The sequence below is a fragment of the Streptomyces sp. GMY02 genome (assembly GCF_019056675.1).
Lineage (GTDB): Bacteria > Actinomycetota > Actinomycetes > Streptomycetales > Streptomycetaceae > Streptomyces > Streptomyces odonnellii.
The window spans coordinates 8,044,918-8,070,086 of sequence record NZ_CP077658.1; the positions used below are offsets into that span (position 1 = coordinate 8,044,918).

At 71.7% G+C, this 25,169-nt stretch carries 18 protein-coding genes and 1 pseudogene; 8 read left to right on the forward strand and 11 right to left on the reverse strand.

All coding sequences use genetic code 11. The features are described from left to right. Nucleotides 1-34 precede the first annotated feature (34 nt). Together KQY30_RS34315 and KQY30_RS34320 are read left to right on the forward strand one after the other, a co-directional pair. The gene (locus KQY30_RS34315) at nt 35-2,386 is read left to right on the forward strand and encodes a glycoside hydrolase N-terminal domain-containing protein (protein WP_217310401.1); all 2,352 of its coding nucleotides are present in this window, start codon (nt 35-37) and stop codon (nt 2,384-2,386) included. 239 nt (nt 2,387-2,625) lie between these two features. Next, a complete protein-coding gene (locus KQY30_RS34320) occupies nt 2,626-3,777 on the forward strand; it encodes a chemotaxis protein (protein WP_217310402.1) in 1,152 nt (383 codons plus the stop codon). A 104-nt stretch (nt 3,778-3,881) separates the two neighbouring features. Here the strand turns inward: KQY30_RS34320 and KQY30_RS34325 are convergent, their stop codons facing one another. Continuing rightward, nucleotides 3,882-5,849 carry an N-acetylmuramoyl-L-alanine amidase gene (locus tag KQY30_RS34325; RefSeq protein WP_217311486.1) on the reverse strand — a complete coding sequence of 656 codons (1,968 nt, stop codon included), beginning with the start codon at nt 5,847-5,849 and terminating at the stop codon, nt 3,882-3,884. 530 nt (nt 5,850-6,379) lie between these two features. Beyond that, nucleotides 6,380-7,549 (reverse strand): aminoglycoside phosphotransferase family protein, encoded by a 1,170-nt coding sequence (locus tag KQY30_RS34330; protein ID WP_217310403.1) that lies wholly within the window; start codon nt 7,547-7,549, stop codon nt 6,380-6,382. Between the two features lie 230 nt (nt 7,550-7,779). Between KQY30_RS34330 and KQY30_RS34335 the strand changes: the two genes are divergently transcribed. Further along, a complete protein-coding gene (locus KQY30_RS34335; protein ID WP_217310404.1) occupies nt 7,780-9,282 on the forward strand; it encodes a hypothetical protein in 1,503 nt (500 codons plus the stop codon). Nucleotides 9,283-9,401: 119 nt separating this feature from the next. Here KQY30_RS34335 and KQY30_RS34340 read toward each other — a convergent pair whose 3' ends face one another. The 4 genes from KQY30_RS34340 to KQY30_RS34355 form a co-directional block, all read right to left on the reverse strand. Then, nucleotides 9,402-10,814, reverse strand: a complete 1,413-nt coding sequence (locus tag KQY30_RS34340; protein ID WP_217310405.1) for a PP2C family protein-serine/threonine phosphatase — start codon at nt 10,812-10,814, stop codon at nt 9,402-9,404. Nucleotides 10,815-11,064: 250 nt separating this feature from the next. After that, nucleotides 11,065-11,697 (reverse strand): TetR/AcrR family transcriptional regulator, encoded by a 633-nt coding sequence (locus KQY30_RS34345; RefSeq protein ID WP_217310406.1) that lies wholly within the window; start codon nt 11,695-11,697, stop codon nt 11,065-11,067. After that, nucleotides 11,694-12,056, reverse strand: a complete 363-nt coding sequence (locus tag KQY30_RS34350; protein WP_217310407.1) for a DUF1304 domain-containing protein — start codon at nt 12,054-12,056, stop codon at nt 11,694-11,696. The genes KQY30_RS34345 and KQY30_RS34350 overlap by 4 nt, the downstream gene beginning before the upstream one ends. Nucleotides 12,057-12,294: 238 nt before the next feature. After that, on the reverse strand, nt 12,295-13,131 hold the full coding sequence (locus KQY30_RS34355) for an endonuclease I family protein (RefSeq protein WP_217310408.1): 837 nt from the start codon (nt 13,129-13,131) through the stop codon (nt 12,295-12,297). Between the two features lie 390 nt (nt 13,132-13,521). Here KQY30_RS34355 and KQY30_RS34360 point away from each other — a divergent pair, with 390 nt between their 5' ends. From KQY30_RS34360 to KQY30_RS34375, 4 genes are all read left to right on the forward strand, one after another. Beyond that, on the forward strand, nt 13,522-14,724 hold the full coding sequence (locus KQY30_RS34360; RefSeq protein WP_254407735.1) for a family 16 glycosylhydrolase: 1,203 nt from the start codon (nt 13,522-13,524) through the stop codon (nt 14,722-14,724). Beyond that, entirely contained in the window at nt 14,724-16,118 is a 1,395-nt protein-coding gene (locus KQY30_RS34365) for a ricin-type beta-trefoil lectin domain protein (protein ID WP_217311487.1), read from the forward strand. Before KQY30_RS34360 ends, KQY30_RS34365 begins: the two co-directional genes overlap by 1 nt. Nucleotides 16,119-16,134: 16 nt before the next feature. Then, nucleotides 16,135-18,411 carry an RICIN domain-containing protein gene (locus KQY30_RS34370; RefSeq protein WP_254407460.1) on the forward strand — a complete coding sequence of 759 codons (2,277 nt, stop codon included), beginning with the start codon at nt 16,135-16,137 and terminating at the stop codon, nt 18,409-18,411. Nucleotides 18,412-18,569: 158 nt separating this feature from the next. Then, entirely contained in the window at nt 18,570-19,448 is an 879-nt protein-coding gene (locus tag KQY30_RS34375) for an NAD-dependent epimerase/dehydratase family protein (protein ID WP_217310410.1), read from the forward strand. Between the two features lie 84 nt (nt 19,449-19,532). On the opposite strand, the gene KQY30_RS34380 is transcribed toward KQY30_RS34375, so the two are convergent. The 3 genes and pseudogenes from KQY30_RS34380 to KQY30_RS34390 all read right to left on the reverse strand — a co-directional run bounded on the left by KQY30_RS34380 (nt 19,533) and on the right by KQY30_RS34390 (nt 23,041). Continuing rightward, on the reverse strand, nt 19,533-20,012 hold the full coding sequence (locus tag KQY30_RS34380; RefSeq protein ID WP_217310411.1) for a hypothetical protein: 480 nt from the start codon (nt 20,010-20,012) through the stop codon (nt 19,533-19,535). A gap of 181 nt (nt 20,013-20,193) precedes the next feature. Beyond that, nucleotides 20,194-21,911 (reverse strand): annotated as a pseudogene (locus KQY30_RS34385) (PHP domain-containing protein). 170 nt (nt 21,912-22,081) lie between these two features. Next, a complete protein-coding gene (locus KQY30_RS34390; RefSeq protein WP_254407461.1) occupies nt 22,082-23,041 on the reverse strand; it encodes a hypothetical protein in 960 nt (319 codons plus the stop codon). A gap of 233 nt (nt 23,042-23,274) precedes the next feature. Between KQY30_RS34390 and KQY30_RS34395 the strand changes: the two genes are divergently transcribed. Further along, complete coding sequence (locus KQY30_RS34395) at nt 23,275-23,595, forward strand: UBP-type zinc finger domain-containing protein (RefSeq protein WP_254407462.1); 321 nt, start codon at nt 23,275-23,277, stop codon at nt 23,593-23,595. Between the two features lie 107 nt (nt 23,596-23,702). Here KQY30_RS34395 and KQY30_RS34400 read toward each other — a convergent pair whose 3' ends face one another. After that, nucleotides 23,703-24,443 (reverse strand): VOC family protein, encoded by a 741-nt coding sequence (locus tag KQY30_RS34400; protein ID WP_254407736.1) that lies wholly within the window; start codon nt 24,441-24,443, stop codon nt 23,703-23,705. Between the two features lie 188 nt (nt 24,444-24,631). Then, a complete protein-coding gene (locus tag KQY30_RS34405; protein WP_217310412.1) occupies nt 24,632-25,159 on the reverse strand; it encodes a DUF4232 domain-containing protein in 528 nt (175 codons plus the stop codon). Between the last annotated feature and the right edge of the window lie 10 nt (nt 25,160-25,169).

Consider the following 25,169-nt stretch of genomic DNA (forward strand, 5'->3'; position numbering starts at 1 on the left):
CCAATTCCGTCATCGGACCTTTAACGTCCGGGCCATGACGCCTGGGATCAGCCGCAGAACCACGATCAAGTCCGCACTAGGGGTGACCGGCGCCTTGACGCTGGGAGTCCCGGCCGTGCCCGCCCTCGCAGGGGGCCATGACACCTCCGATGAATTTACTCTCTGGTATCAAAAGCCTGCCGCTGACTGGGAGCGCGAAACGCTGCCCATCGGCAGCGGCGCGCTCGGCGCCAGCGTCTTCGGGACGCTCGCCACCGAGCGGCTCACCCTCAACGAGAAGTCGCTGTGGACCGGCGGCCCCGGAGCCTCCGGCGGATACGACCACGGCAACTGGACCACGCCCCGGCCCGGCGCCCTCGCCTCCGTACAGCAGCGTCTCGACGCGGAGGGCAAGCTCACCCCCGAGACCGTAGCCGCCGAACTCGGCCAGCCCAAGCACGGTTTCGGCGCCTATCAGGTCCTCGGCGAACTGCAACTGGCCGTACCCGGCGCGCCGACGGCCCCCGACAGCTCGTACCGCCGCTCGCTCGACATCGGCTCGGCTCTCGCGGCCGTCTCGTACACCCATGAAGGCGTCACCCACACCCGGGAGTTCTTCGCCTCGTACCCGGGCCAGGTGATCGCCGGCCGGTTCTCCGCCGACCGGCCGGGGCAGACCGGCTTCATCCTCCGCTACACCTCGCCCCGCGACGACTACACGGCCACCGCCAGCGGCGACCGGCTGACCATCCGGGGCACGCTCCAGGACAACGGGCTGCGGTTCGAGGCGCAGATCCGGGTACGCGCCGAGGGCGGCAGGGTCACCGCGGGCCCGGACGGCACCCTTACGGTCAGCGGCGCCAACAGCGCCTGGTTCGTGCTCGCCGCGGGCACCGACTACGCCGACACCTATCCGCAGTACCGGGGCACCGACCCGCACGGAGCCGTCACCAGGACCGTCGACGCCGCCGCCCGCCGCTCGTACAACGCCCTGCGCGCCGACCATGTGCGTGACCACCGCGAGCTCTTCGACCGGGTCTCGCTCGACATCGGCCAGCAGCTCCCCGACCTGCCCACCGATCAGCTCCTGGCCGGGTACACCGGAGGCACCACCGCCGCCGACCGCGCGCTCGAAGCACTCTTCTTCCAGTACGGCCGCTATCTCCTCATCGCCTCCTCGCGTGCCGGGTCGCTGCCCGCGAACCTCCAGGGCGTCTGGAACAACGTCACCAACCCGCCCTGGTCCGCCGACTATCACGTCAATATCAATCTCCAGATGAACTACTGGCTCGCCGAGGTCACCAACCTCGCCGAGACCACCGCCCCCTACGACCGGTATGTCGAGTCGATGCGGGCTCCCGGCCGGGTGAGCGCGCGGGAGATCTTCGGCTCGACCGGCTGGGTCGTCCAGAACGAGACCAATCCGTACGGCTTCACCGGGGTGCACAACTGGGCGACCTCCTTCTGGTTCCCCGAGGCCGCCGCCTGGCTCACCCAGCAGCTCTACGACCACTACCGCTTCAACGGCTCCACCGCCTATCTGCGCTCCACCGCCTACCCGGTGATGAAGGAGGCCACGGAGTTCTGGCTGGCCAATCTCCGGACCGACCCGCGCGACGGAAAGCTGGTCGTCACTCCCAGCTACTCGCCCGAGCACGGTGACTTCACGGTGGGCGCGGCGATGTCGCAGCAGATCGTCTTCGACCTGTTCACCAACACCCTGGAGGCCGCCCGGACCCTCGGCGACAACGCGGACTTCCGCCGCAGGCTGGAGACCGCGCTCGCCGATCTCGACCCCGGGCTGCGCGTCGGCTCCTGGGGCCAGCTCCAGGAGTGGAAGACCGACCTCGACAGCCGGACCGACGACCACCGCCATGTCTCGCACCTGTACGCCCTGCACCCGGGCCGGCAGATCCAGGCGGGCAGCGCCTGGGCGGAGGCCGCGAAGGTCTCGCTGACCGCGCGCGGCGACGGCGGCACCGGCTGGAGCAAGGCCTGGAAGATCAACTTCTGGGCGCGGCTGCTGGACGGCGACCACGCGCACAAGATGCTCTCCGAGCAGCTCAAGAGCTCCACGCTGCCCAACCTCTGGGACACCCATCCGCCCTTCCAGATCGACGGCAACTTCGGTGCCACGTCCGGGATCGCGGAAATGCTGGTACAGAGCCAGCACGGGCCGATCGAGGTCCTGCCCGCCGTGCCCGCCTCCTGGTCCGACGGACGGGTGACAGGTCTGCGGGCGCGCGGCGGGGCGACGCTCGACATCGAGTGGTCGGGCGGCAAGGCCACCAGGATCGTCCTGCGCGCGAGCCGTACGGGCGAGCTGACCGTGCGCAGCACCCTGCTGCCGGGCGGGGAGCGGACCTTCCGGGCCACCGCGGGCCGGACGTACGTCTTCGGTTCGTAGAGGGATTCCCCGGAGACCGGCCGCAGGCCGAACAATCCAGGGCCCCGTCCGGTGTGGCAGCGGACGGGGCCCTGGTCCGTACGGATCCGAACGGCCCGGTACGGATGTGATCGGCACAGGATCGTCACGGCCGCACCTCGCGCGAAACCGGGTGGAATCGCGCACGATGGAGGGAGGCGAGGGGGCCCGTACGCCACTGTCCGCCCGCCGCCCGGCCGTCCAGCGAGCGAAGGGGCAGCATGGACAACAACGGTCTGACACCCGACGTCCTGCGGGAGCTGCGGCGCTCGCGCCCCTATCCGGCGGTGTCCCTGACGATGCCCACGCACCGGCGTGACCCCCGCCATGAACAGGACACGGTACGGCTGCGCAATCTGCTCACCGAGGCGGCGCACCGGCTGGAGGCCGACCCGGAGGTGGACAAGCGGGCCCGTACCGCGCTCAGCGCCCAGCTCGGCCGGGCCCTCACCGAGGTCGATCTGCGCCGCGCCCTCGACGGACTGCTGATCCTCGCGGACGGCCAGGAGCACCGGATCTGGTATCTGCCGCGCGAGGTGCCCGAGCGGGTCGTCCTCAGCGACAGCTATCTCACCCGGAATCTGGTGGCCGCCACCGCGCAGTCACGGCCGTACTGGGTGCTGGGAGTCGCGGCCGACCGCGCCACGCTGTGGAGCGGGACCGGCGAGTCGTTGCGCGAGCACCGCGGGAACGGATTCCCGATGGCGCCGCCCGAGGAGAGCTGGGACGTCGAGCGCGAGGAACGGATCGGCGACACGCCGAGCACCTTCAGCGACGAGGAGACCCGTAAGTTCCTGCGGTCCGTGGACGACGCGATGGGCGCGGTGCTGGCGCGCCGGCCGAGGCCGTTCTATCTGGTGGGTCTCGCGCCCGCGCTGGCCCTGCTGGAGGAGGCGGGCAGCGCCACGCGGCCGGCCGCCGGCAGGCTGGTCAAGGGCGGCCTGGCGGACGGGCCCGCGCCGGTGCTGCTGAAGGAACTCCGGCCCGTCGTCGAGGAGTACGCGCGCCGCGAGAAGGACGACGTACTGAACCGGCTGGACGAGGCCAGGGGACGGCGCACCTTCGCCGCGGGGCTCGACGAGGTCTGGGAGTCGGTACGGGGCAAGCGCGCCGACCTGATCGCGCTCGAAGAGCACTACCGGCGTACGGTCAGGGTCTGCGACGGCCATCTCGTACCGGTCGACGAGGCGGCGCTCACGGCCGCACCCGCGAGCCGGGCCGCGGCGAGCGGCGACGGCGGCCGCAACGACGTACGTGACGACATCGTCGACGAGCTGGTGGAGACGGCCCTGGACGGCGGCGCCGAGGTGGTGTTCCTGCCGGACGGCACCCTCGCCGCACACGACAGGATCGCCGCGGTACTGCGCTACTGACACTCCGCCGGTCGCGCGTCTGTGCGGCGGACGGAGACGGCGGGTGTCATCGGCCCCCCGTCGGCCGATGACACCCGCCTCGCTCCCCGCCCCTACGCCGTACGTCAGCGGCGCATCCCGCTCACCTCGACGTCGGACGCCTTCACATAGCCGACCCGGTGCCCGATCTGGATCTCGTAGTACATCTCCTTGCCGCGCACCACCCGGTGCTCCGTGATGTCGAACACCGGCGCGAAGTAGTACTCGCCCGGGGCCAGATCGCCCACCACGTACCGCTGCCCGGCGAGCACCTTGTACGGCAGCGGGGCGACCGTCTGCACCGGGATGCCGGCCGGGTACGCCGACGCCTCCGGGTAGGCACGCCCGTACACCGGTACCTCCGTCACGCCCGGCTTCGGCGTCAGCAGCGGGACCTTGGCGTTCACGGCGGTCGGCCGCGTCCGCGGATTGTGGAACCACGCCTTCTGCCCGAGGTACCAGATCGCCGTCCAGTCGCCCCGGCGCTCGGCGACCGCGTACTGCTGGCCGGTCGAGGCGCGTGCCCCCAGGTCGTTGACACCGGTCGTGGAGTCCTCGCCGCCAGGGCGCAGCCCGATGTCCTTCACCAGCGGGGCGCTCTCGTCGGGCGCGGTGTGCAGCCGTACGGCACCCGAGCCGTGCGGCGCGCACGCCTGGCCCGCCTTGTCGCAGTCGGTGTACGACGGCTGGTGCGAGGCGTACTGCGGACGGATGGTCACCGCGTCCGCTTCCGCTCCCGCCGTCGCCTGGAACGGCGCGCCGAGGAGCTGGAAGTAGTGCGCCCAGTCCCAGTAGGGACCCGGGTCCGTGTGCATCCCGGGGATCGACGCGGTGGTCGTGCCCGGCACATTGTCATGGCCGAGGATGTGCTGCCGGTTCAGCGGGATGTCGTACTTGTCCGCCAGATACCGCACCAGCCGCGCCGAGGTGCGGTACATCGCCTCCGTGTACCAGGCGTCCGGCGCGGTGAGGAAGCCCTCGTGCTCCAGACCCACCGACTTGGCGTTGACGTACCAGTTGCCGGCGTGCCAGGCCACGTCCTTCGCCAGCACATGCTGGGCGATGTGCCCGTCGGACGAGCGCAGGGTGTAGTTCCACGACACATAGTCGGGGCTCTGGATCAGCTTGATCGTGGTGTCCCACGAGCCCTCGGTGTCATGGATGACGATGTAGTCGATCGACTGGGCCGCCGGGCGGTCGGCCTTGTCATGGTTGCCGTAGTCCTTGTCGCCGAACTCCTCGTACGGCGCGGGGATCCACTCGCAGGCGACCGTGCGCGGACACTCCGTCGCGGGCGCGCCCGCCGTGCGGCGCAGGCCGAGCCGAGCGGTCCCCGAGGTGTCGGGCGCGATCCGGGGGACCGCGCGGAGCGCCACGCGCTGGCCGCTGTCCGTCGTACGCCGCTCGCCGCCCCTGATCACGTCGTACACATCGTTGGCGTAGGTGGTGGCGGTCGCGGTGTCGTCGGCGCCGGAGAAGCGGGCGACGGCTCCGTACCAGTCGGCCGGATCGGCGCTCGGCGGCTCGCCCAGCTCCCGCTGGGCGGCGGCCAGCAGGGCGGCGCCGCCCAGGACATTGGCGGCGGCGCTCTCCCGCAGCTCCTTCGCGGGCAGGCCGGTCAGCGCGGCGGCGCGGTCCAGGGTGCGCAGCCGGGCGGGCAGTTCGGACGCCTTCGGCACGCGGGCGGCGGCGTTGCGCGCGGTCCGCGCCGCACTCGCCGTGTCCGCCGTCCGCGCCGGACGGGACAGGTCGCCGCGCGCGTCCTCCGTACCGTCCGAATGGTGCGGCGCCTCGGCGAGCGCGGTCCTGGCGTCGGTGAGGTGCATCGGACCGTAGCCGCCGGAGACGCTCGGGGCGCCGCTGTGGGTGTCCCAGCGCGACTGAAGATACGAGACCCCGAGAAGAACGCTCTCCGGCACCCGGTAGCGCTCGGCCGCCACGGCGAAATCACGCTGGAGGTCACCCGGTCCGGGCAGTTCCGCGGTGGCGGAGGGGGCGGCGGAGACCAGGGGGAGCAGCAGGGCGGCGGATGCGACGACTCCGCCCGCTCTCAGCGCGCGTGCGCGGCGGAATCTCGGGGGTGGGGGGACGGAACCTTGCAATGCAGCCTCCAGTGACGGGTGGTGCGCGAAGGGCCTGCCGGGCCGAGTGCCTACAGAGGTATCGGCTCCCGGACGATCCGTCAATCATCGACCACAGCGGGGATTTCGCACGTCAGCGCAGGTCTGACGGAGTTTCGCGGCGGTGCTGCCCCGGCCTGCGGCGCGTCAGTGGAGTGAACCAATGAAGGTATACGGAGTGCTGCCCGGGGGCTGGGCGACGGCGGGACCGCGGCGGGTGCGTGGCCGGGACCGGCCCAGGTCGCCATGGCGGACAGCGGCCCGAACGCGCCGCGCGCCCCGTGTGATGGCACAGGGCGCGCGGCGCGGTTCTCTCTCCGCCCCAGGGGCGGACGGGCGGGCCGGACGATCCGACGGAGCCGGCCCGGGACGACGGACGGCGCGGCGGGTTTACGGACGGCCCGGCGGGCGGCGACGCGTCGGGTCACGCCTCGGGCGCGGCCGGGTGCGAGGCGGTGAGTGACTCAGCGGGTGCCGACCGCGGCGCGCACGGCCCGCCGCGCCATCGCGCAGTCGTCGTGCAGCCGCCGCAGCAGCAGCCGCTGCTCCTCGCCCGTGGCCGGTCCGCCCGGCGCGGACCCCGGCGCCGCCGCGGAGCCGGCCGAGGACGAGGGCGACGAGGCGGACGACGGCGACGGACCGGCGCCCGGCTCCGGCGCCTCACGCATCGCGCGCTGCACCGCCGTCTCGTACATCCGGATCTCCCGGGTCAGTACGAGCATCAGATTGACCAGGAACGCGTCCCGGTCCGCCGGCCCCCTGACCTGCGCGAGCTGACTGATGTGCCGCCGCGCGGCCGGTGCGTCGCCGAGCACCGCCCACAGCGTCGCCAGGTCGTACCCCGGCAGATACCAGCCCGCGTGCTCCCAGTCGACGAGCACAGGACCGGCCGACGACAGCAGGATGTTGGAGAGCAGGGCGTCGCCATGGCAGAACTGGCCCATGCCCTGCCGGCCGGCCGCCAGTCCGTGCAGCAGCTTCTGGAGATCGCCCAGATCCCGGTCCGTGAACAGGCCCAGCTCGTGGTAGCGGGCGATCCGTGCCGCGTAGTCGAGCGGCGCGTCGAAGAGCCCGGCCGGGGGCCGCCAGGTGTTGAGCCGGGCGATCGCGCCGAGTGCCGCCCGTACATCGCCCCGCGGCGGCGCCTCCACGGGATGACGGGTCAGCGCCGCCGCCCGGCCCGGCATCCGCTCCATCACCAGCGTGCAGTTGTCCGGGTCCGCCGCCACCAGCCGAGGCACCCGCACCGGTGGCCGGTGCCGGACGAACGAGCGATAAACCGCTATTTCGTGCCTGAACCTCTCGGTCCACACCGGCGAGTGGTCCAGCAGGCACTTGGCGACCGCGGTGGTGCGCCCGGTGGTTCCGACGAGCAGTACGGAACGGCCGCTGCGGCGCAGCACCTGCACCGGATTGAACTCCGGACAGATCCGGTGCACCGACGCGATGGCCATCCGCAACTGCGCGCCCTGAGGGCCGGACAAGTCGAGTCTCCCGCTGAGCGGTTGGGTGACGGCCCCCGTCCTGATCCGAGTCCGCCCGACATGGGTGGGGTCGAGATACGGTCCGCTTCCGGGCACGACCGTACGCTGCGACCGGGGCGGGGCGGACACGGAGGACGATGCTGTGTACATGGGCGATACAGATCCCTTCGTGTGCCGACGAGTTGCGTGCGCCACCCCGCCCGCCGGCCGTTCGGCACCCTGGGGAGTACGTCCTGCCGCCGGGGCGGGGTGGCGCTTTCCTACCCGACACCCGGGCGCGGGTGGCACACCATCTGGCGCACCCTGGCGAACCCTGGCGAATAGTCGCCACGCGGCCCCCGGGGGTAGTGTCAAGTCAGCCGAGAACCTGGGGGCTTGACGTGAGCGGAGAACCCAACACCCGTCTGTCGGATCTGTTCGGCCTGGCCGGCTGGTCCAAGGGCGAACTCGCACGGCTGGTGAACCGGCAGGCGGCGGCCATGGGCCACCCCCAACTGGCCACCGACACCTCGCGGGTGAGGCGCTGGATCGACATGGGGGAGACCCCGCGCGATCCCGTGCCGGGAGTGCTGGCAGCTCTGTTCACCGAGCGGCTCGGTCGTGTCGTGACCATTGAGGATCTCGGGTTCGTGCGGAGCGGACGCGCGGGGAAACGACGAGTCGCCGGGGACGCCGGGAAGAGCGGCAACCCCGACGGTCTCCCGTGGGCACCCGACCGGACGGCTGCGGTCCTCACCGAATTCACGGGAATGGACCTCATGCTCAACCGTCGCGGTTTGGTGGGCGCGGGTGCCGCGCTCACCGCAGGCTCCGCACTCACCAGTGCCATGCACGACTGGCTGCACTCCGACCCCGCACTGTCGCAGGACGCCCCCCGGATCGACGACCCCCTGCACACCGACCCCGCCGGGTTCGACCGTTACGAGGCCGCCCCCATCGGGTCGCAGGAGATCGACGCGCTGGAGCATTCCGTCGAGGTGTTCCGCGCCTGGGACGCCGCCCGTGGTGGCGGCCTCCAGCGCAAGGCGGTGGTGGGGCAGCTCAACGAGGTGGGCGGCATGCTCGCCTACCGGCACCCCGACCATCTGCAGCGGCGCCTCTGGGGCGTCGCCGCCAACCTCGCCGTACTCGCCGGGTGGATGTCCCACGACGTCGGCCTCGAACCCACCGCCCAGAAGTACTTCGTTATCGCCACCCATGCCGCGCGCGAGGGCGGCGACCGTCCCCGCGCGGGCGAGGCCCTGTCCAGAGCGGCCCGGCAGATGGTCCACCTCGGCCGGCCCGACGAGGCGCTCGATCTGATGAAGCTCGCCAAGTCCGGTTCTGGCGACGAGACTCTGCCCCGGACCCGCGCCATGCTGCGCACCATCGAGGCCTGGGCGCAGGCGTCCATGGGCCGTGGCCAGGCCATGCGCCGCACGCTCGGCGAGGCGGAGGAACTCTTCGTGTCGGACAAGGGCGATGTGCCGCCGCCCTGCTGGATGCAGATGTTCGACGAGGCCGACATGCACGGGATGCAGGCCCTGGCGTTCCGTACCCTCGCCGACCATGAACCGGCCGCGGCGACCGTGGCGCAGCGCCATGCCAAGAAGGCACTGGAACTGCGGGGCGGCGGCCGGCAGCGGTCCAAGATCTTCGACTACATCTCGATGGCGTCGGCCTGCTTCATCGCGGACGACCCGGAGCAGGCGGACCGGTACGCGCGCCTGGCGCTGGTGTCGATGGGGGAGACCTCCTCGCACCGCACCTGGGACCGGCTGCGCGAGATGTACCGGCTCACCGGGGAGTACGCGGGGTACGGGAAGATCGAGGACCTGCGCCACGAGATCCAGCTCGCACTGCCCAAGAAGGCGGCCAAGAGGACGGGCGGCGCCGACATCTAGCGCTCTCGCCGGAGGCTGCGGGAATCGGGTACGGCTGGTCTGTGCGTACGGCGGAGCTTGTGCGTACGACGGGGCGTGCGGGTACGGGGAGGGGCCCGCGGGTCCGGTCCCTCCGGGGGTCAGCCGCCGACCCTGGCCACCATCACACAGGCGTCGTCCGCGCGTTCGGTCCCTCCGAACTCCTCGACGACCGCCCCGGCGCACTCCTGTGCGCTGCGGGTCCCGGCGAGCCGGGGCGCCAGCGCCAGGAGCCGGTCCCGCTCGGTCCCCGGGCTGTCATCGGCGCTTGTCAGCCCGTCGGTGTGCAGTACGAGCAGATCTCCGGGCAGCAGCCGGACATCGGCCTGCTCATAGGCGGCCCCCGGGACCGCCCCGAGCAGGACACCGTCCGGCGGAGTCAGTACGCGCCCCGTCCCGCCGCGGAACAGCAGCGGGGCGGGGTGTCCCGCCTGCGCCCAGGAGAAGGTCCGGGTCGCCGGGCGGTAGCGGGAGCACAGCACACTGCCGAGCGCGGGCTGCTCCGAGGCGTCGACAAGCTGGTTGAGATGGCCCAGCAGCGCCCCGGGCTCGATGCCCGCCACGGCCATACCGCGCAGTGCCCCCAGGGTCATCGCCATGGACGAGGCGCCCGCCATGCCCTGGCCGGTGAGATCGCCCACGGTCAACAGGGTGTCGCCGTCCGGCAGTTCGAGCGCGTCGTACCAGTCACGGCCGCTCAGCGGGTCCGCCGCGGACGGCAGATGGCGCGCGGCCAGTTCGAGCGCGGCAGGGCCGCTCCGGGAAGTCCGTAACGCACCGCGCCAGGACGGCAGTACGGCCTCCTGCAACTCGGCCACGAGCCGCCGCTCGGTCTGCGTGATCCGCTGTTCGCGACGGAGCGAGTCACGCCTGTCCCGTACCGTCCGCTCGCTGCGCCGCAGTTCACTGATGTCGCGGAGAACCGCCCACATGGAGGCGGTGCAGCCGTCGGGGTCGAGGACCGGCTCGCCCCTCATGTGCAGCGTACGGACCCGCCCGTCGGGCCTGACGATACGGAACTCGCCGTCGATGGGGCGCCCGTCGATCAGACAGTCCGTCACCAGCGCGGTGAGCAGAGCCCGATCGTCGTCGAACACCAGCGAGGGCAGCTCGTCCAGCGTCATCGGGCCGCTCTCCGGCGCCCGTCCGAGGATCTCGTACAGCTCGTCCGACCAGCTCACCTCGTCCGTGAGGAGGTCCCACTCGGCGCTGCCGACCCGGCCGGGCGCCGGGCCCGCGGTCCCGCGGAGATCCTCCGGGGCAGCGGGGTCGTCCGGCGGTCCGTCCCTGAGCTGGTCCAAGTGCGCGCCCAGATCGTCCAGTTGATGGACCGCCAGATCGCAGAGCGCCCGCTGCCAGCGCACCCGGGTGCCACCGTCGTCGACCGCGGTGGTGTCCCGGCGTACGGCGTCCATCTCGCCGCGCAGCCGACGGGTCTGGGTGATGAGCGCGTCCACCGTCCCCGGCTCGGGAGGCTGTTGAGCAGGACGGTCCGCGAAGAGGGGGGACGGCATCTCGTACTCCGATACGCGCGCGGCGCTGTCACGTCCGACTGATGGACTGTTATGAACTCTCGCACAGGCACCCCGGGGCCGTAAGGCGTTTGGCAACACTCGATCCGGCGATGCTCGTGGCATATGTCACGGGCCGCGCGGAGCAGGGTGTACGGGCGGTACCCGTCGACAGCCCCGGTCGGCGGCCCCGGTGGCGTGCCCGGTGCCGGCCCCGGCGGTGCCCAGGTGACTCCCGGCCGAAGTTCCGGTCTCAGGGCCTGCCCTGATGGCGGTGCAGTGCCACCAGCAGCCGCCAGATCCGGGCCGCGATGCCCTCCGGAGTGTCCTCGATCAGGCCGTGCAGCCAGTCCGCCAGCACCCCGGTGAAGGCCGCGGCCACCGCGGAGGCGATCAGCTCGGGGGCGGGCACCCCGGCCAGGGCCTGTTCGGCGCGGCTGCGTTCGCGCAGTTCGCGGTGGAGCAGCTCGCCCAGCGGTCCGCCGCCGCCCGGGCGCAGCAGGGCCCGGTGGAGCGCCGCGTGCGGGACGAGACCGGTGAAGAAGACGGTCAGGGGCGGCGGCGGGACACGCGGATCCGGGACGCCCCGCCAGGCGTGCAGCGCGTCCACCGCGTCCCGTACCACCTCCGCGCAGGCGTCCACGGCCAGTGCCTGGAGGTCCGGGTAGTGGAGATAGAAGGTGGCCCGGCCGGTCCCGGCCCGGCGCACCAGGGCCGCGACACCGACCTCTTCGAACGGCCGCTCGGCGCACTCGTCGAGCAGCGCCTGCCGCAGTCTGGCCCGGGTCCTGGCCGTACGGGGATCGCCCGCCGGGCCGGCGGAAGGACGGCCCGGCGGACCGCCGGGCGGGGGCCCGGGGGGTGTCCCGGGGAACGTCCCGCTCATCCCGCCGCGAGGACGGCGGCCAGGGTGACCGCGCCCGGCAGCGCCTGGACGAGCAGGATGCGCCGGTTCGCGGTGATCCCGCCGTACACCCCGGCGACGACCACACAGATCAGGAAGAAGATCTGCGCGCGGTAGCCGGTCGGGTCGCCGGCGATCAGCCCCCAGAACAGCCCGGCGGCCAGAAACCCGTTGTAGAGGCCCTGGTTGGCGGCGAGCGGCGCGGTCGCCCGTGCCATCTCGGCGTCGAACCCGGAGAGCCCGCGGCCCGGTGCGCGCTCCCACAGGAACATCTCCAGAACCATGATGTAGACGTGGAAGGCGGCCACCAGGCCGACGAGTATGTGCGCGGCTGTCCCCATGACGTGGGTCCCCCCGAACTCGGCAGAAACAACTGGACATGTGCTCAGGAAGTATAGACACATGTCCAGGAGTGCTCGGCGCCGACCGCCGACCGCCGCAGCTTCCGCGCAAGCCGGAGCCCCCGGGGGAAGCGCGTCCCCGGGGGCTCCGGCCAGCATTCCCCGGTGGGGGCGCTTGGAGTTAACGCGGCACAGTCTGGCACCGGGCCCGGTCAGGCACGGGCATGCCGCGCCGCGCTCACCAGATGGCCTCGACCCATTCGGGGTGGTCGATGAACGGGTTGCGGTTGTGCTGGTACTGGCTGTAGATGACCTCGTTGCGGCGCTTCTCGAAGGCGTCCGGCGGGTCCTGGTCGCTCCACCGCTTCAGTACGGACAGCTTGCCCATCGCGGGCGTGGAGCCGTTGTTGACCCGCTCGTTGGGTTCGAGGTCGGGCCAGGAGTCGCCGCCCTCGTACCGTACGGCCATATAGAGGATCATCCGCGCGACATCGCCCTTGACCGCGTTGCGCGGCTCGAAGGAGTCGGAGTCGGTGTAGTTGCCCGGGGCACCGGAGACCGCGCTGCCGCCGGTGTCGAAGTCCTTGTTCCCGCGTATGCCGTTGACGCCGACGTCCTCGGGGCGCAGATGGTGGAGGTCGGTGCCGGGGCCGGCCGAGGTGCCGAAGCCGCCGTGGGACTGGGCCCAGACGTGCTCGCGGTTCCACTGGCCCGAGTTGCCGCCGTTGCTCGACTTGGATTGCGACCGGCCGGAGTACAGCAGGATCACGTTCGAGCTGTTCGCGGGGTCCTGGTCGGTGCTCTTGAGCGCGTCCCAGACCTGTGCGTACGAGATCTTCGTCTGGTTCCTGATGATCGTGTGCAGGGCCGACTTGAGCGCGGGGCCGGTCTTGCCGAGCGCGCCCTGGTAGTACGTGTCGTCGAGCGCGGCGAGGGTACGGGCCGTGCCCGGGGCGGGGGCCGGGGCCTGGGGCGGCGTGGCGGCCGGTGCCGCGGCAGCGGTGGTGGCGAGCACCGCGGTGGCGGCACCGAGCACCAGCAACGCGCGTAGAGTGGGGAGTTGACGACGGGACATGGGTGACTGTCCTCTCCGGCGGGGGGAGCCTTCCACCGGGCCTGTGGGCCCGTGGGGCTGTGCGAAAACACACACTGCCGGTCATGTGCAGGTCAAGTCAATCGTGGATCGGCTCCCGGACCGCCCGGTTCCGGAGGGTCTGCGTTCATATGGATGAGCAATGACCAAGGAGCTGGCCAACTTTGGTCCATACCAGCTCCTTGACGGCCCCTCGCGCCCTCCCTTAAATCAAGTACTGAAATAAGCGCCCGAGGTGTTCCTCCGGACAGTCCCCCCTCGGTGCTATGTCATGCGCATGACCCCCCACTTGAAGCGAAGTGATGACCTGTGCGAATCCCCCTGGGACGCCGAATCGCGCTTTCCGCGCTCGCCCTGCTCTGCTGTACCAGCGTGCTGGCGGCGGTCCCCGCCTCCGCGGCCTCCGCGCCCGAACCCCGCGCCGAGGCGGCCGCCGCGATCGCGGCGGTGACCTTCTCCGACGACTTCAACGGGCCCGCCGGATCCGGCGTCGACGGCAGCAAGTGGCAGATAGAGACCGGCGACAACGTCAACAACCACGAGCGGCAGTACTACACCGCCGGCAACAACAACGCCGCCCTCGACGGCCAGGGCAACCTGGTCATCACCGCGCGCAAGGACAACCCCGGCAACTACCAGTGCTGGTACGGCCGGTGCGAGTACACCTCCGCCCGGCTGAACACCGCCGGCAAGTTCACCGCGCAGTACGGACGGGTCGAGACCCGGATGAAGGTCCCGCGCGGCCAGGGCATGTGGCCCGCCTTCTGGATGCTCGGCAGCACCGGCGGCGGCTGGCCCGACCAGGGTGAGATCGACATCATGGAGAACGTCGGCTTCGAGCCCGGCACCGTCCATGGCACCCTGCACGGCCCCGGCTACTCCGGCTCGGGCGGCATCGGCGCCGGCTACACCCTGCCCGGCGGCCAGGCGTTCGCGGACGCCTTCCACACCTTCGCCATCGACTGGGCGCCCGACTCCATCACCTGGAGCGTCGACGGCAATGTCTACCAGCGCCGCACCCCCGCCGATCTCGGCGGCCGGGCCTGGGTGTTCAACAGGCCGTTCTTCATGATTCTGAACCTGGCGGTCGGCGGCTACTGGCCCGGCGACCCCAACAGCAGCACCCCGTTCCCCTCGCAGCTCGTCGTCGACTACGTACGCGTCACCACGAACGACAACGGCCCTGGCGGAGGCGGCGGTGCGATCACCGGCCTCGGCGGCAAGTGCGTGGACGTGGCCGGGGCCAACCCGGCCAACGGCACCCCCGTACAGCTCTACGACTGCAACGGCTCGGCCGCCCAGCAGTGGTCGGTCGGTTCCGACGGTTCGCTCCGCGCGCTCGGCAAGTGCCTGGACGTGAAGGACAACAGCACCGCCGACGGCGCCCAGCTCCAGATCTGGGACTGCGCGGGCACCGGCAATCAGCAGTGGGCCCTGCCGGCCGCCCGTGATGTCGTGAACATCCAGGCGAACAAGTGCATGGACGCCACGGGCAACAGCTCGGCGAACGGCACCCGGCTCCAGATCTGGACCTGCACCGGCACCGCGAACCAGAAGTGGACGGTGAACCGCTGATGTCCGCCGCGGGCAGTATCCGCAAGACCCTCAGATCCCTGGCCCTGCTCATCGCCCTGCCGCTCGCGGCCGGCGCCGCGCTGGTCACCGCGCCCGCCCCGGCCACCGCCGCCGTCGCTGCGGTCGGTACGATCACCGGCCTCGGCGGCAAGTGCGTGGACGTGGCGGGCGCCAACCCGGCCAACGGCACGGCCGTCCAGCTCTACGACTGCAACGGCTCCGCCGCCCAGCAGTGGGACGTCGCCTCCGACGGCTCGATCCGCGCCCTCGGCAAGTGCCTCGACGTCAAGGACAACAGCACCGCCAACGGTGCCCAGCTCCAGATCTGGGACTGCGCCGGCACGCCCAACCAGAAGTGGACCGTCTCCGCCGCGCGCGACATCGTCAACACCCAGGCGGACAAGTGCATGGACGTCACGGGCAACACTTCCGCGAACGGTACCCGGCTCCAGATCTGGACCTGCACGGGCGCCGCGAACCAGAAGTGGACCGCGCCCTCGGGCGGCGGCAACCCGCCCGCGAGCGGCCCCATGGCGGTCGCCCCGTACATCTACAACGGCTGGGGCAGCCCGCCGAACCCGGTCACCGTCATGAACGCGACCGGCGTGAAGTGGTTCACCCTGGCCTTCGTGCTCAGCAACGGCTACTGCAACCCGCAGTGGGACGGCGGGCGCCCGCTGACCGGCGGCGTGGACCAGCAGACCATCAACACCGTGCGCGGCGCGGGCGGCGACATCATCCCCTCCTTCGGCGGGTGGAGCGGCAACAAGCTGGAGAGCTCCTGCTCCAGCGCCGGTGAGCTGGCCGCCGCGTACCAGAAGGTCATCAACGCGTACGGCCTCAAGGCGATCGACATCGACATCGAGGCCGCGGCGTACGACAGCCCCACCGTCCAGCAGCGGACCGTGGACGCGCTGAAGACCATCAAGGCCAACAACCCCGGCATCAAGGTGTACATCACCTTCGGCACCGGCCAGAACGGCCCCGACACCAGCCTGATCAACCGCGCCGCCGCCGCCGGTCTGACCGTCGACAGCTGGACGATCATGCCGTTCAACTTCGGCGGCACGGGCCAGAACATGGGCACGCTCACCACCCGGGCGGCCGAGGGCCTGAAGACCGCGGTCAAGAACGCGTACGGGTACAGCGACGACCAGACGTACCGCCGCATCGGCATCTCGTCGATGAACGGCATCACCGACAACAACGAGACGGTGACCGTCGCGGACTTCCGCACCATCCTCGCCTACGCGCAGCAGCACCATCTCGCCCGGCTGACCTTCTGGTCGGTCAACCGCGACCGGCCCTGCACCGGCGGCGGAGCCGACACCTGCTCGGGCATCGGCCAGCAGGCGTGGGACTTCACCCGCGTCTTCGCGCAGTACGCCGGCTGACCGGCGGGGAGAACACATGAACACGCTCTCGTACGGTGGCGGCGCCACGCCGGGCCGCCACCGGTACCACCGGCTGTCCCCGCTCACGCTGCTGCTGACCGTAGTGGCTCTCTGCATGTCGTCGGCCGCCCTGCCCCAGCAGGAGGCCGCGGCGGGGACCGCCGTGGAGGGCGGTGTCACGGTGGGCGGTGCCGCTGCTGCGGCGCCGCCCACCGGGTGGACCACCGTCGTCAACAAGGCGAGCGGCAAGTGCGTGGACGCCCGCGCCGCCGCCACCGGCAACGGCACCGCCGTACAGCAGTACACCTGCAACGGCAGCCTCGCCCAGCACTGGAGCCTCGCCGCCACCAGCGGCGGCTTCGTCAGGGCCGGCAACCGCAACGCCGAGAACCAGGTCTGGGACGTCACCGACGTCTCGGCCGCCGACGGCGCGCCGATCCAGCTCTGGACGTACGGCGACGGCGCCAACCAGCAGTGGCAGCCGGTGGCCGAGGCCGACGGCGCGTACCACTTCGTGAACCGCGGCAGCGGCAAGTGCCTCGATGTGCCCGCCGCCTCCACCGCGGACAGCGTCCAGCTCCAGCAGTACACCTGCAACGGATCGAGCGCGCAGTCCTTCCGGGTGCAGGCCGCCGATCCGCCGGTGCCCCCGGGCACGCCCGACCTCGGACCCAATGTGGTCGTCTTCGATCCGTCGATGTCGGCCGGCACCATCCAGAGCCGGGTGGACGCCACCTTCCGCCAGCAGGAGACCAATCAGTTCGGCACCCAGCGGGCCGCCTTCCTGTTCAAGCCCGGCACCTACGACGCCAATGTGAACGTCGGCTTCTACACCCAGGTCGCCGGTCTCGGTCTGTCGCCCGACGAGGTGAACATCCGGGGCTCGGTCCATGTCGAGGCCGACTGGTTCCCGCCGCAGAACGCCACCCAGAACTTCTGGCGCAGCGCCGAGAACCTCTCCGTCACCCCCACCTCGGGCACCGACCGCTGGGCCGTCTCGCAGGCCGCGCCGTACCGCCGTATGCATGTCCGCGGCAATCTGGCACTGGACGACGGCGGCTGGTCGAGCGGTGGCTTCATGGCCGACTCCAAGGTCGACGGGCAGGTCAGGTCCGGCTCGCAGCAGCAGTGGCTCTCCCGCAACACCGAATGGGGGAGCTGGACGGGATCCAACTGGAACATGGTGTTCGTCGGCGCCCAGAACGCGCCCGCGAACAGCTTCCCCAGCCCGCCCTACACCACGGTCGACCAGACCCCGCAGGTCCGTGAGAAGCCGTTCCTGTACGTCGACCAGGCCGGCGCCTACAAGGTGTTCGTCCCGGCGCTGCGGAACAACTCCAGGGGTACGACCTGGTCGGCCGGGGCTCCGGCCGGTACGTCGATCCCGCTGGACCAGTTCTACATCGCGAAGCCCGGGGCGACCGCGGCGGATCTCAACGCCGCACTGGCACAGGGCAAGAACCTGCTGGTCACCCCCGGGGTCTACCACCTCAACCAGACCCTGAGGATCACCAGGCCGGACACCGTCGTCCTCGGGCTCGGCCTCGCCACCTTCATCCCGGACAACGGGATCACCGCGGTGTCGGTCGCCGATGTGGACGGAGTGAAGGTCGCGGGTCTGCTCATCGACGCGGGGCCCGTCAACTCCCAGCGCCTGATGGAGGTCGGCGCCGACGGCTCCACCGCGAGCCACGCGGCCAACCCGACCTCGCTGCACGACGTGTTCTTCCGCGTCGGCGGCGCGGGCGTCGGCAAGGCGACCACCAGCCTGGTCGTCAACAGCCGCAATGTGATCGGCGACCACATGTGGATCTGGCGCGCCGACCACGGCAGCGGGGTGGGCTGGAACACCAACACCGCGGACACCGGGCTGGTCGTCAACGGCGCCGATGTCACCATGTACGGCCTGTTCGTCGAGCACTACCAGAAGCACCAGACGATCTGGAACGGCAACGGCGGGAAGACGTACTTCTACCAGAATGAGATGCCGTACGACCCGCCCAACCAGGCGGCCTGGATGAACGGCGGGACCCAGGGATACGCCGCGTACAAGGTGGCCGACTCCGTGACCAGCCACCAGGCGTACGGTCTGGGCAGCTACTGCTTCTTCAACGTCAACAACAGCGTGACGGCGGAGCATGCCTTCGAGGTGCCCAACAACGTCAATGTGCGGTTCCGCAACATGGTGACGGTGTCCCTGGGCGGCACCGGGACCATCCGGCATGTGATCAACGACCGGGGAGGCCCGTCGAACTCGGCCACGAATGTGGCGAACCTCGTCGCCTACCCCTGACAGGTCCCTTCCCGAGGCCTGGGAGACGGCCGTGAGAGCGGTCCGCGGACGGAGATCCCGTCGGCGGGCCGCTCCGTCCGTTCCGGCGTGCGGCGCGGCCGCCCGTCGAGCAGGATGGCGGGGGACGGACAGCGGCCCGGGAGCAGCGGAGGCGGGACATGCCGGTCAGCACGGTTTTCGTCACGGGCGGTTCCGGCTATATCGGCCGCCGCGCCATCGCCGCCCTGCGCGACCACGGGATCGGTGTCACCGCGCTGGTCCGCAGCGACCGGTCAGCCGGGACCGTGTCCCGGCTGGGCGCCGAGCCCGTACGGGGCAGCCTCACCGATACGGATGTGCTGCGCGAGGCCGCGTCCCGGGCGGACGGTGTGATCCATCTCGGCGCCGAGGCCTCGGCCGACGCGGCCACCGTGGACCGCGGGGCCGCCGACGCCCTGCAGGACGGCGTGGGCGCCGGACCGTACGTCCATACCGGCGGGGTCTGGGTGTACGGGAACACGGGGGTCGTCGTCGATGAGGACGCGCCCAGGAACCCGCCGCCGATCACCGCGTGGCGGCTCGCCAACGAGGAGCGCGTCCTTGCCCGCGCGGCCACCGGGGGACACCCGGTCGTCGTCATGCCCGGTGTCGTCCACGGCGGGGGCGGCGGGCTCATCGAGACGTTCCTCGCCGGTCCGGCACGGGAGTCCGGGGCGGTGCCCCTGATCGGCGACGGCTCCAACCACTGGACGGTGGTCCATGTCGAGGACATCGCGGAGCTGTACGTCCTGGCGCTGGGCGCGCCCGCCGGATCGGTCTTCGCCGGGGTGACCGAGGAACACCCCACGCTGGCCGAGATCGCCGGAGCGGTCGGGCGCGCCGCAGGCTGCCCAGGCCGTACGGAACGGCTGACGCTCGCTCAGGCGGTCGACCGGATGGGGCCGGTCGCCGAGGCGTTCGCGCTCGACCAGCGGCTCACGGGGGCACGGGCCCGGTCCGTACTGGGCTGGAAACCCCGCCACACGGAAGTGCTGCGCGAGCTGGCGGAGCCCGGCTGAGCCGGTCGGTCAGGTGAGCCGGTCGGTCAGGCGATTGAGGACGGACCGGTGCGGCGGCTCAGGGGAGCGGCTCAGAAGAGCTGCTCAGGGGAGCGGCTCCACCTCCAGGAAGCGGTGGCGGCGCGGCCCCCTGTAGAGCAGCGCCTCCCAGCCCAGCCGTTCCAGCACCGCCGCGCACTCCGCCAGCGCGCGCTTCTCCTGCTGCGCGACCCCGCCCCCGGGCGGGCCCAGCCACTCCACCCGTACGCTCGCGGGCCGCTCCCCGGCGAGCACACGGAACCCGGTCACGGTCCGCCGTCCCTCTCCGTCCACCGCCGACGGCGCCAGCCCGGCCGCCTCCAGCGCCAGGGCCACCGCCCGCACCGGCCGCTGCCGCTCCCAGGGCGCCGGCACGGATGCCGGATCACCGGCGCCCGTGGACGTCAGCCGCCGGATCTGGAGCAGCCCCTCGAAGGCGACCCGGACCTCGGCCGCCCGCGCCCGCGGCTCCGCGTCGGGCGCCGGTCCGTCGCCCGTGGCCGCCTCGAAACCACCGCGCTCCGCCGCCTCGCCCGGGCCCGCCATCGTCGCCTCACCGCAGCCGCCCGGAGTCCGCGCCCGGGATGAGAGAGGCCCCGACCGGACGGGGGATTCCAGTCGGGGCCGTACAGGGGGAAGGTGTGGAACCGGGGACTCCGGCCCGCACCCTCTCACTCTTCCTCAACGGCGGACCGTCTCGGAAAGTTCCCCGCTCTCAGGATCCGTTTCAGGAAGGCAGGACCCAGATGGGGTTGGAGTAGAACCACAGGTCCTTCCACGGGTCGGCGTCACCGACGACGTCGAGCGCCGGGCCGAACGGGTCGACCGCCGCGCCGTGGACGCCCACCGCGCTGCGGTTGCCGTCGGTGCCGCGCAGCCGGACGTACAGCGGGGTGGACACCCGGCCCAGCTTGTACGTGAGGCTGACGGTGCCCGTCGACTTGTTGACCTCGAAGGACTTGACGACCTTGGCGGTCGGCGCGGTGAAGGTGTCCTTGTCGCGCACCGGGCCCGTGACATCGCCCTGGATGATGTCGACACGGGCCAGCTTCGGCACGAACTGCGCCCAGTTGGCGCCGTTCGCCAGCGAGATGTCGATGGTCAGCTCGACATTGTCGCCGCGCTTGGTGTGCAGCGCGCCACCGAGCGTCGTCCAGCGGCTGCTGCCCTTGATCCGGACGTCGAGACCGCTGATCAGCGCGCCGTGGTCGACCCAGATACGGCCCGCGCGCATGCCGTCCATGACCGCCGCGTACGAGAACCGGTCCGCGCCGACGTGCGTACGGCTGTAGTGGCCCGGCCAGTAGTCGCCCTCGGTGAGGTTGAGGCCGTCGTTGCCGTAGACGGGGTCGGAGTGCCGGCCGTTGCCCGTGAAGTTGTCGTCGGGGCCGTAGACGGAGGGGTCGGCGTAGACCCGGTGCGAGTCGGAGTTGGCGGTGATCCACCACGGCTTGCCCTCGGCCAGCAGGCTGTCCCAGAGACCGCCGACGGTGGAGGTCATCCAGTCGAAGCCGCCCCAGGTGCGGTAGCTGTCCGCCGGGTAGCCCGGGAAGGAGTTGGCGTTGGGGTTGTTGCCGTAGAAGCCACGGGCCTGGCCGCCGCCCTTGGGCTTGGGCAGACCGGCGGCCTGGTGGCCGGGGGCGCCCTCCATGCCGATGGCGATCGGGTGGTCCGCCGAGGTGGCGTCGCGCCAGTTGCGGATCTCGTGCGGCGAGTCGATGCCGTTGCGGGCCGGGTGGTTGGCCAGCATCACGGCGTCGTCGACCTTGCGGCGGCGGACCTGCTCGGCCAGGAACTGGAGGCCGGAGATGGCCAGCGCCTCGTTGACGCCGTTGTCGCTGCTCGGGTGCAGGCTGCCGTCGTAGTCGTTCTCGAACTTCTTCAGCACCTCCACCTCGTTGCGGCCCGGGTGGACGAAGACCGTGGCGTGCTCGGCGCCCGGGATGTTCCACTCGAGGCCCTGGAAGACGAGCTGGTCCTTGAACTTCTCGCGGGCTTCCTGGATGTCCGGGTTGACCTTGTCCACGCCGATCTTGGCGTGCGTCTGGCTGCCGTGGTCGGTGATGACCATCCAGTCCAGGCCGTGCGCCGTGCCCTGGCGGACCTGGTCGATGACGCGGTACTTGCCGTCGTCGCTGTACTGCGTGTGGATGTGGTGGTCGCCCGCCAGCCACAGGAAGCCGTTGCTCTTGGAACGGTCGCCCAGGGGGAGCCGCTGGAGTCGGCGGCGGCGGTCGCGGCACCGCCCAGCACGCCCGCACCGGCCAGACCGGCTCCGAGCAGACCCGCGCGGCGCAGCATCGAGCGGCGGGAGAGCTGGCTCGGGGACAGCTCGCTGTCCGGCACACCGGCGTCGAGCGCGGCGGGCAGCGGGCCGTTCTCGGCCGGGTTGTCGTGCGTGTGGTCGTGCCCGTGGTTGTGCGGGTGGTGGTGGCCGTGGCCCATCTCTGCTCCTCGCCGATACCTGTGATGCTCAGCGAGTCAGATGTTCGAGCGGCCATGTGAAGACCGGGTGACGGCAGCTCGTACGCCATATGTTGAAAGTCGTACGGAATCTGTCATCCCGTTTCCGGGGGGCCGGGAGGCGGGTATCACCCGCCTCCCGGCCGCCCGGGTCAGGACGGGAACTCGTCCGCGGGGACCTCGCTGGTGGTGGCGTTGCCGCCGATCGTCTTCGCGAGCGAGAAGGTCAGCACCGTGTACTGGGTGCCCCCGGACACCTCGACCGTGCGGAAGTCCGCCTTGTCGTCGAACTTCTCGAAGGAGCAGTCGCGGGTGAAGGACTTCTTCGACGCGTTCCAGTCCGTGCCCGACGTGAAGTAGACCGTGTACGAACCGTCCTTGACGCGCCGTACGGTCGTCTTGGAGTCCTTGCGCACATACACCGTGAAGACGGTCCGCTTGCCGCGGGTCAGCGAGATCACCGCGTCGGAGCTGGTGCCGTTCCTGATCGTGAGCTGCCCGAGGCCGCCGCGTCCGCTGTCCTTCACGAAGGAGCCGTTGCCGAGCCGCCGGTGCTTGGGCTTCTCGGTCCTCGGCAGCTTCAGATGGACGGGATAGCCGAGCTCCGAGAGGGCGGCGCCGGCGTCCCGTACGGGCTGGAGACCGTCCGCCGCGTTCAGCTCGACGCGTGGCGAGGTGGCGCAGCGCCCGCCGTCGGCCCGTGCGTCCTCCAGATCCTGGCTGAGCCCGCGCAGCGAGGCGGCGAGCGCGGCATTGCCGCTGACGGCGTCCTCGGGGGTCTCGGCGGTGTCCAGTGAGGAGGCGGCGGTGTTCGCCGCGCCGGCGGCCGTGCCGAGCGCCTTGCTCAGCGCGGCACCCTCCCGCGCCCGGTCCACCGCGCGCAGGGCCTTGTCGAGCGGGCCGAGGGTGGTGGTGAGCGCCCGACGGTACGCGGCGGGCTCGACGGTGGGCGTGGGACTCGGAGCGGGTGTGCTGACCGACGGGGCCGCCGCGCCGCCGCTGTCACCGGCCGAGTCGCAACCGGCCAGCGGGACCGCGAGCGCCAGCACCGCGCTCGCCGCCGTGGCCTTCCCCGAGAGCCCCATCCGTATACGCGCGCGCGTCTGTGTCACTCCACTACCCCCCGTACCCCGTTCGGCCCCGGCCGAGCGCCGGGTGATAAGAGTTCTCCGATGTCAGAGACGTGTCAAGTTGCTTCAGGGCGGGTACCGGCGTTCCGCTCCCGGGTCCCGCCGAGGGCTCCGCTCCCCGGGCGGTCGCGCTCTGCTGGCGGTCACGGGGGACCGGTCGTACGGTGAAGAGGCGACTGACTCGACGGGACCGGTGCGGTCGGACGGGCGGCGGCATGATGGACGAGGAAGAAGAGCGGATCGGCGGGATGATCTGCAGTCATCTCGCGGATGTGGGGCCGGTGGACCCGGATAGCCTGGACGCCTGCCCGGAGTGCGTGGCGCTCGGCGACACCTGGGTGCATCTGCGCGAGTGTCAGACCTGCGGGCACATCGGCTGCTGCGACTCCTCCAAGAACAAGCACGCGACCGGGCACTACGAGGCGACCGGCCACCCCCTCATCCGCTCCTTCGAGCCCGGCGAGGGCTGGTGGTGGTGCTACGAGGACGAGGTCGTCTTCGAGGTCGAGGGCGTTCCCCCGGAACGGCCCGCCTGACCCGGAAGGGACCCGGCGCCCCGAGGCGGCGGGGGCCCCGGGACGCCCGGACGCGCGCCGAACCGATGCCGGCCGCGCGCCCGTTCGTCCGCCCGAGGGCCGGGCCGTCAGCCCGTCGCCTCCGATGTCACCGTGAACAGCGCGCCGTCCGGATCCCGCAGCGTCGCCTCGCTCAGCTCCGGCGACGGCGCCTCGGGCGACAGCAGCGCGCCCCCGCTCTTCAGCGCCGCGTCGACCGCGCCCGGCACCTCCGGCACCCGGAAGTACACATGCCACCGCGGCCTGATCCGGGGATCCGGTACGGCCCGCACACCGCCGTCCCGGATCTTGGCCACCACGTGCTCGTCCTGCCGCAGCACCGCGTGACCGTCCTCCCGTACGAGGGTGAAACCACCCTCGGTCTCCGGCGCCCAGCCGAGGACCTGGCTGTAGAAGCGGGCCGCGTCCGTGGTGTCGCGGGTGCGCAGCTCCAGCCAGGCCGGCGCGCTCCCGCGCCCCACCGTCCAGTCCGACCGCACCGCGCCCTCCCAGATCCCGAAGGCCGCGCCGTCGGGATCCGTGGCGAGGGCCGCCCGGCCCGAGTGGAAGGCCAGCGGACCCACCGCCACGGTCGCGCCGCGCTCCCTGATCCGGGCCGCCGCCGCGTCCACATCGGCCACCGCGAAGTACGGCGTCCAGGAGACGGCGACCTGGAGGGACGAGGCCAGCGCGCCGATGCCGGCGACCGGCATCCCGTCGGCGAGGGCGACGCAGAAGTCGTCCCCGAGCCCCGCCGGCCGGTACGACCAGCCCAGCACATCACCGTAGAAGGCCTGGGCCGCGGGCAGTTCACGCGAGAGGAGTGTCACCCAGCAGGGCGCCCCCGCGACCGTCTGCGACTCCGTCTTGTTCCGGTTGTCCTGCTCCACACCGCTCACTCCGCCCTCGTCCGTCACGCCTGCCGCACCCCACTGTCCGTACGTCCCATCCGGCCCCTCTACTCTGCCAGGCGCCCGACGGGCCGGGGTCCGCCGGGCATACGGACCCCGGCGGGACGTCAGCGGACCGTGGCGGCGAGGGCCGCGTCCGCCGCGGCGCGGGTGGGCTGCCACAGCGTGGTGACCGGCTCCCAGACGAGGATGCCGCCGGGGGATCCCACCGAAGCCGCGTCGAACGACCTGCCGTAGTGCGACGGGTCGGCCGCCACCGTCAGATACGCGACCGTACGGGTTTCCGTGGCGGCCGGGTCGAGGGTGCGCACGGCGGCGTACGCGGAGCCCTTGGCGGCGAGCCGGTACGGAGCGCTCTCCACCGGGGGCACGGGCAGGGCCGCGCCGTCCAGGTCCCCGAAGGTGACGGTGGGGATGCGGTTGACGACGCAGGCGCGCCCGCTCCGGTTGGTCACGCCGATCCGGACGGCATGGGCCGTGGCACCGGGCGCGGCGCTCACCGAGACCGCGGACTCGCGGCAGGTGGGGAGGGCCGCCGGGCCGGCGGCGACGGCGGCCGGGGTACCGGTTCCGGCCAGCAGGAGAAGGGCGAAGGCGGCTGCCGCGGGTGCGGCGAGGACAGGACGGATACGCATGGAGGTTTCC

Bases quoted from the DNA above. Each gene is read 5' to 3' on its own strand.
- KQY30_RS34340 (WP_217310405.1), bottom strand. From the start codon at position 10,814: ATGCCGTCCCCCCTCTTCGCGGACCGTCCTGCTCAACAGCCTCCCGAG.
- KQY30_RS34345 (WP_217310406.1), bottom strand. From the start codon at position 11,697: ATGAGCGGGACGTTCCCCGGGACACCCCCCGGGCCCCCGCCCGGCGGT.
- KQY30_RS34395 (WP_254407462.1), top strand. From the start codon at position 23,275: ATGATGGACGAGGAAGAAGAGCGGATCGGCGGGATGATCTGCAGTCAT.
- KQY30_RS34370 (WP_254407460.1), top strand. From the start codon at position 16,135: ATGAACACGCTCTCGTACGGTGGCGGCGCCACGCCGGGCCGCCACCGG.
- KQY30_RS34380 (WP_217310411.1), bottom strand. From the start codon at position 20,012: ATGGCGGGCCCGGGCGAGGCGGCGGAGCGCGGTGGTTTCGAGGCGGCC.
- KQY30_RS34365 (WP_217311487.1), top strand. From the start codon at position 14,724: ATGTCCGCCGCGGGCAGTATCCGCAAGACCCTCAGATCCCTGGCCCTG.
- KQY30_RS34405 (WP_217310412.1), bottom strand. From the start codon at position 25,159: ATGCGTATCCGTCCTGTCCTCGCCGCACCCGCGGCAGCCGCCTTCGCC.
- KQY30_RS34320 (WP_217310402.1), top strand. From the start codon at position 2,626: ATGGACAACAACGGTCTGACACCCGACGTCCTGCGGGAGCTGCGGCGC.
- KQY30_RS34315 (WP_217310401.1), top strand. From the start codon at position 35: ATGACGCCTGGGATCAGCCGCAGAACCACGATCAAGTCCGCACTAGGG.
- KQY30_RS34375 (WP_217310410.1), top strand. From the start codon at position 18,570: ATGCCGGTCAGCACGGTTTTCGTCACGGGCGGTTCCGGCTATATCGGC.
- KQY30_RS34355 (WP_217310408.1), bottom strand. From the start codon at position 13,131: ATGTCCCGTCGTCAACTCCCCACTCTACGCGCGTTGCTGGTGCTCGGT.
- KQY30_RS34350 (WP_217310407.1), bottom strand. From the start codon at position 12,056: ATGGGGACAGCCGCGCACATACTCGTCGGCCTGGTGGCCGCCTTCCAC.
- KQY30_RS34330 (WP_217310403.1), bottom strand. From the start codon at position 7,549: ATGTACACAGCATCGTCCTCCGTGTCCGCCCCGCCCCGGTCGCAGCGT.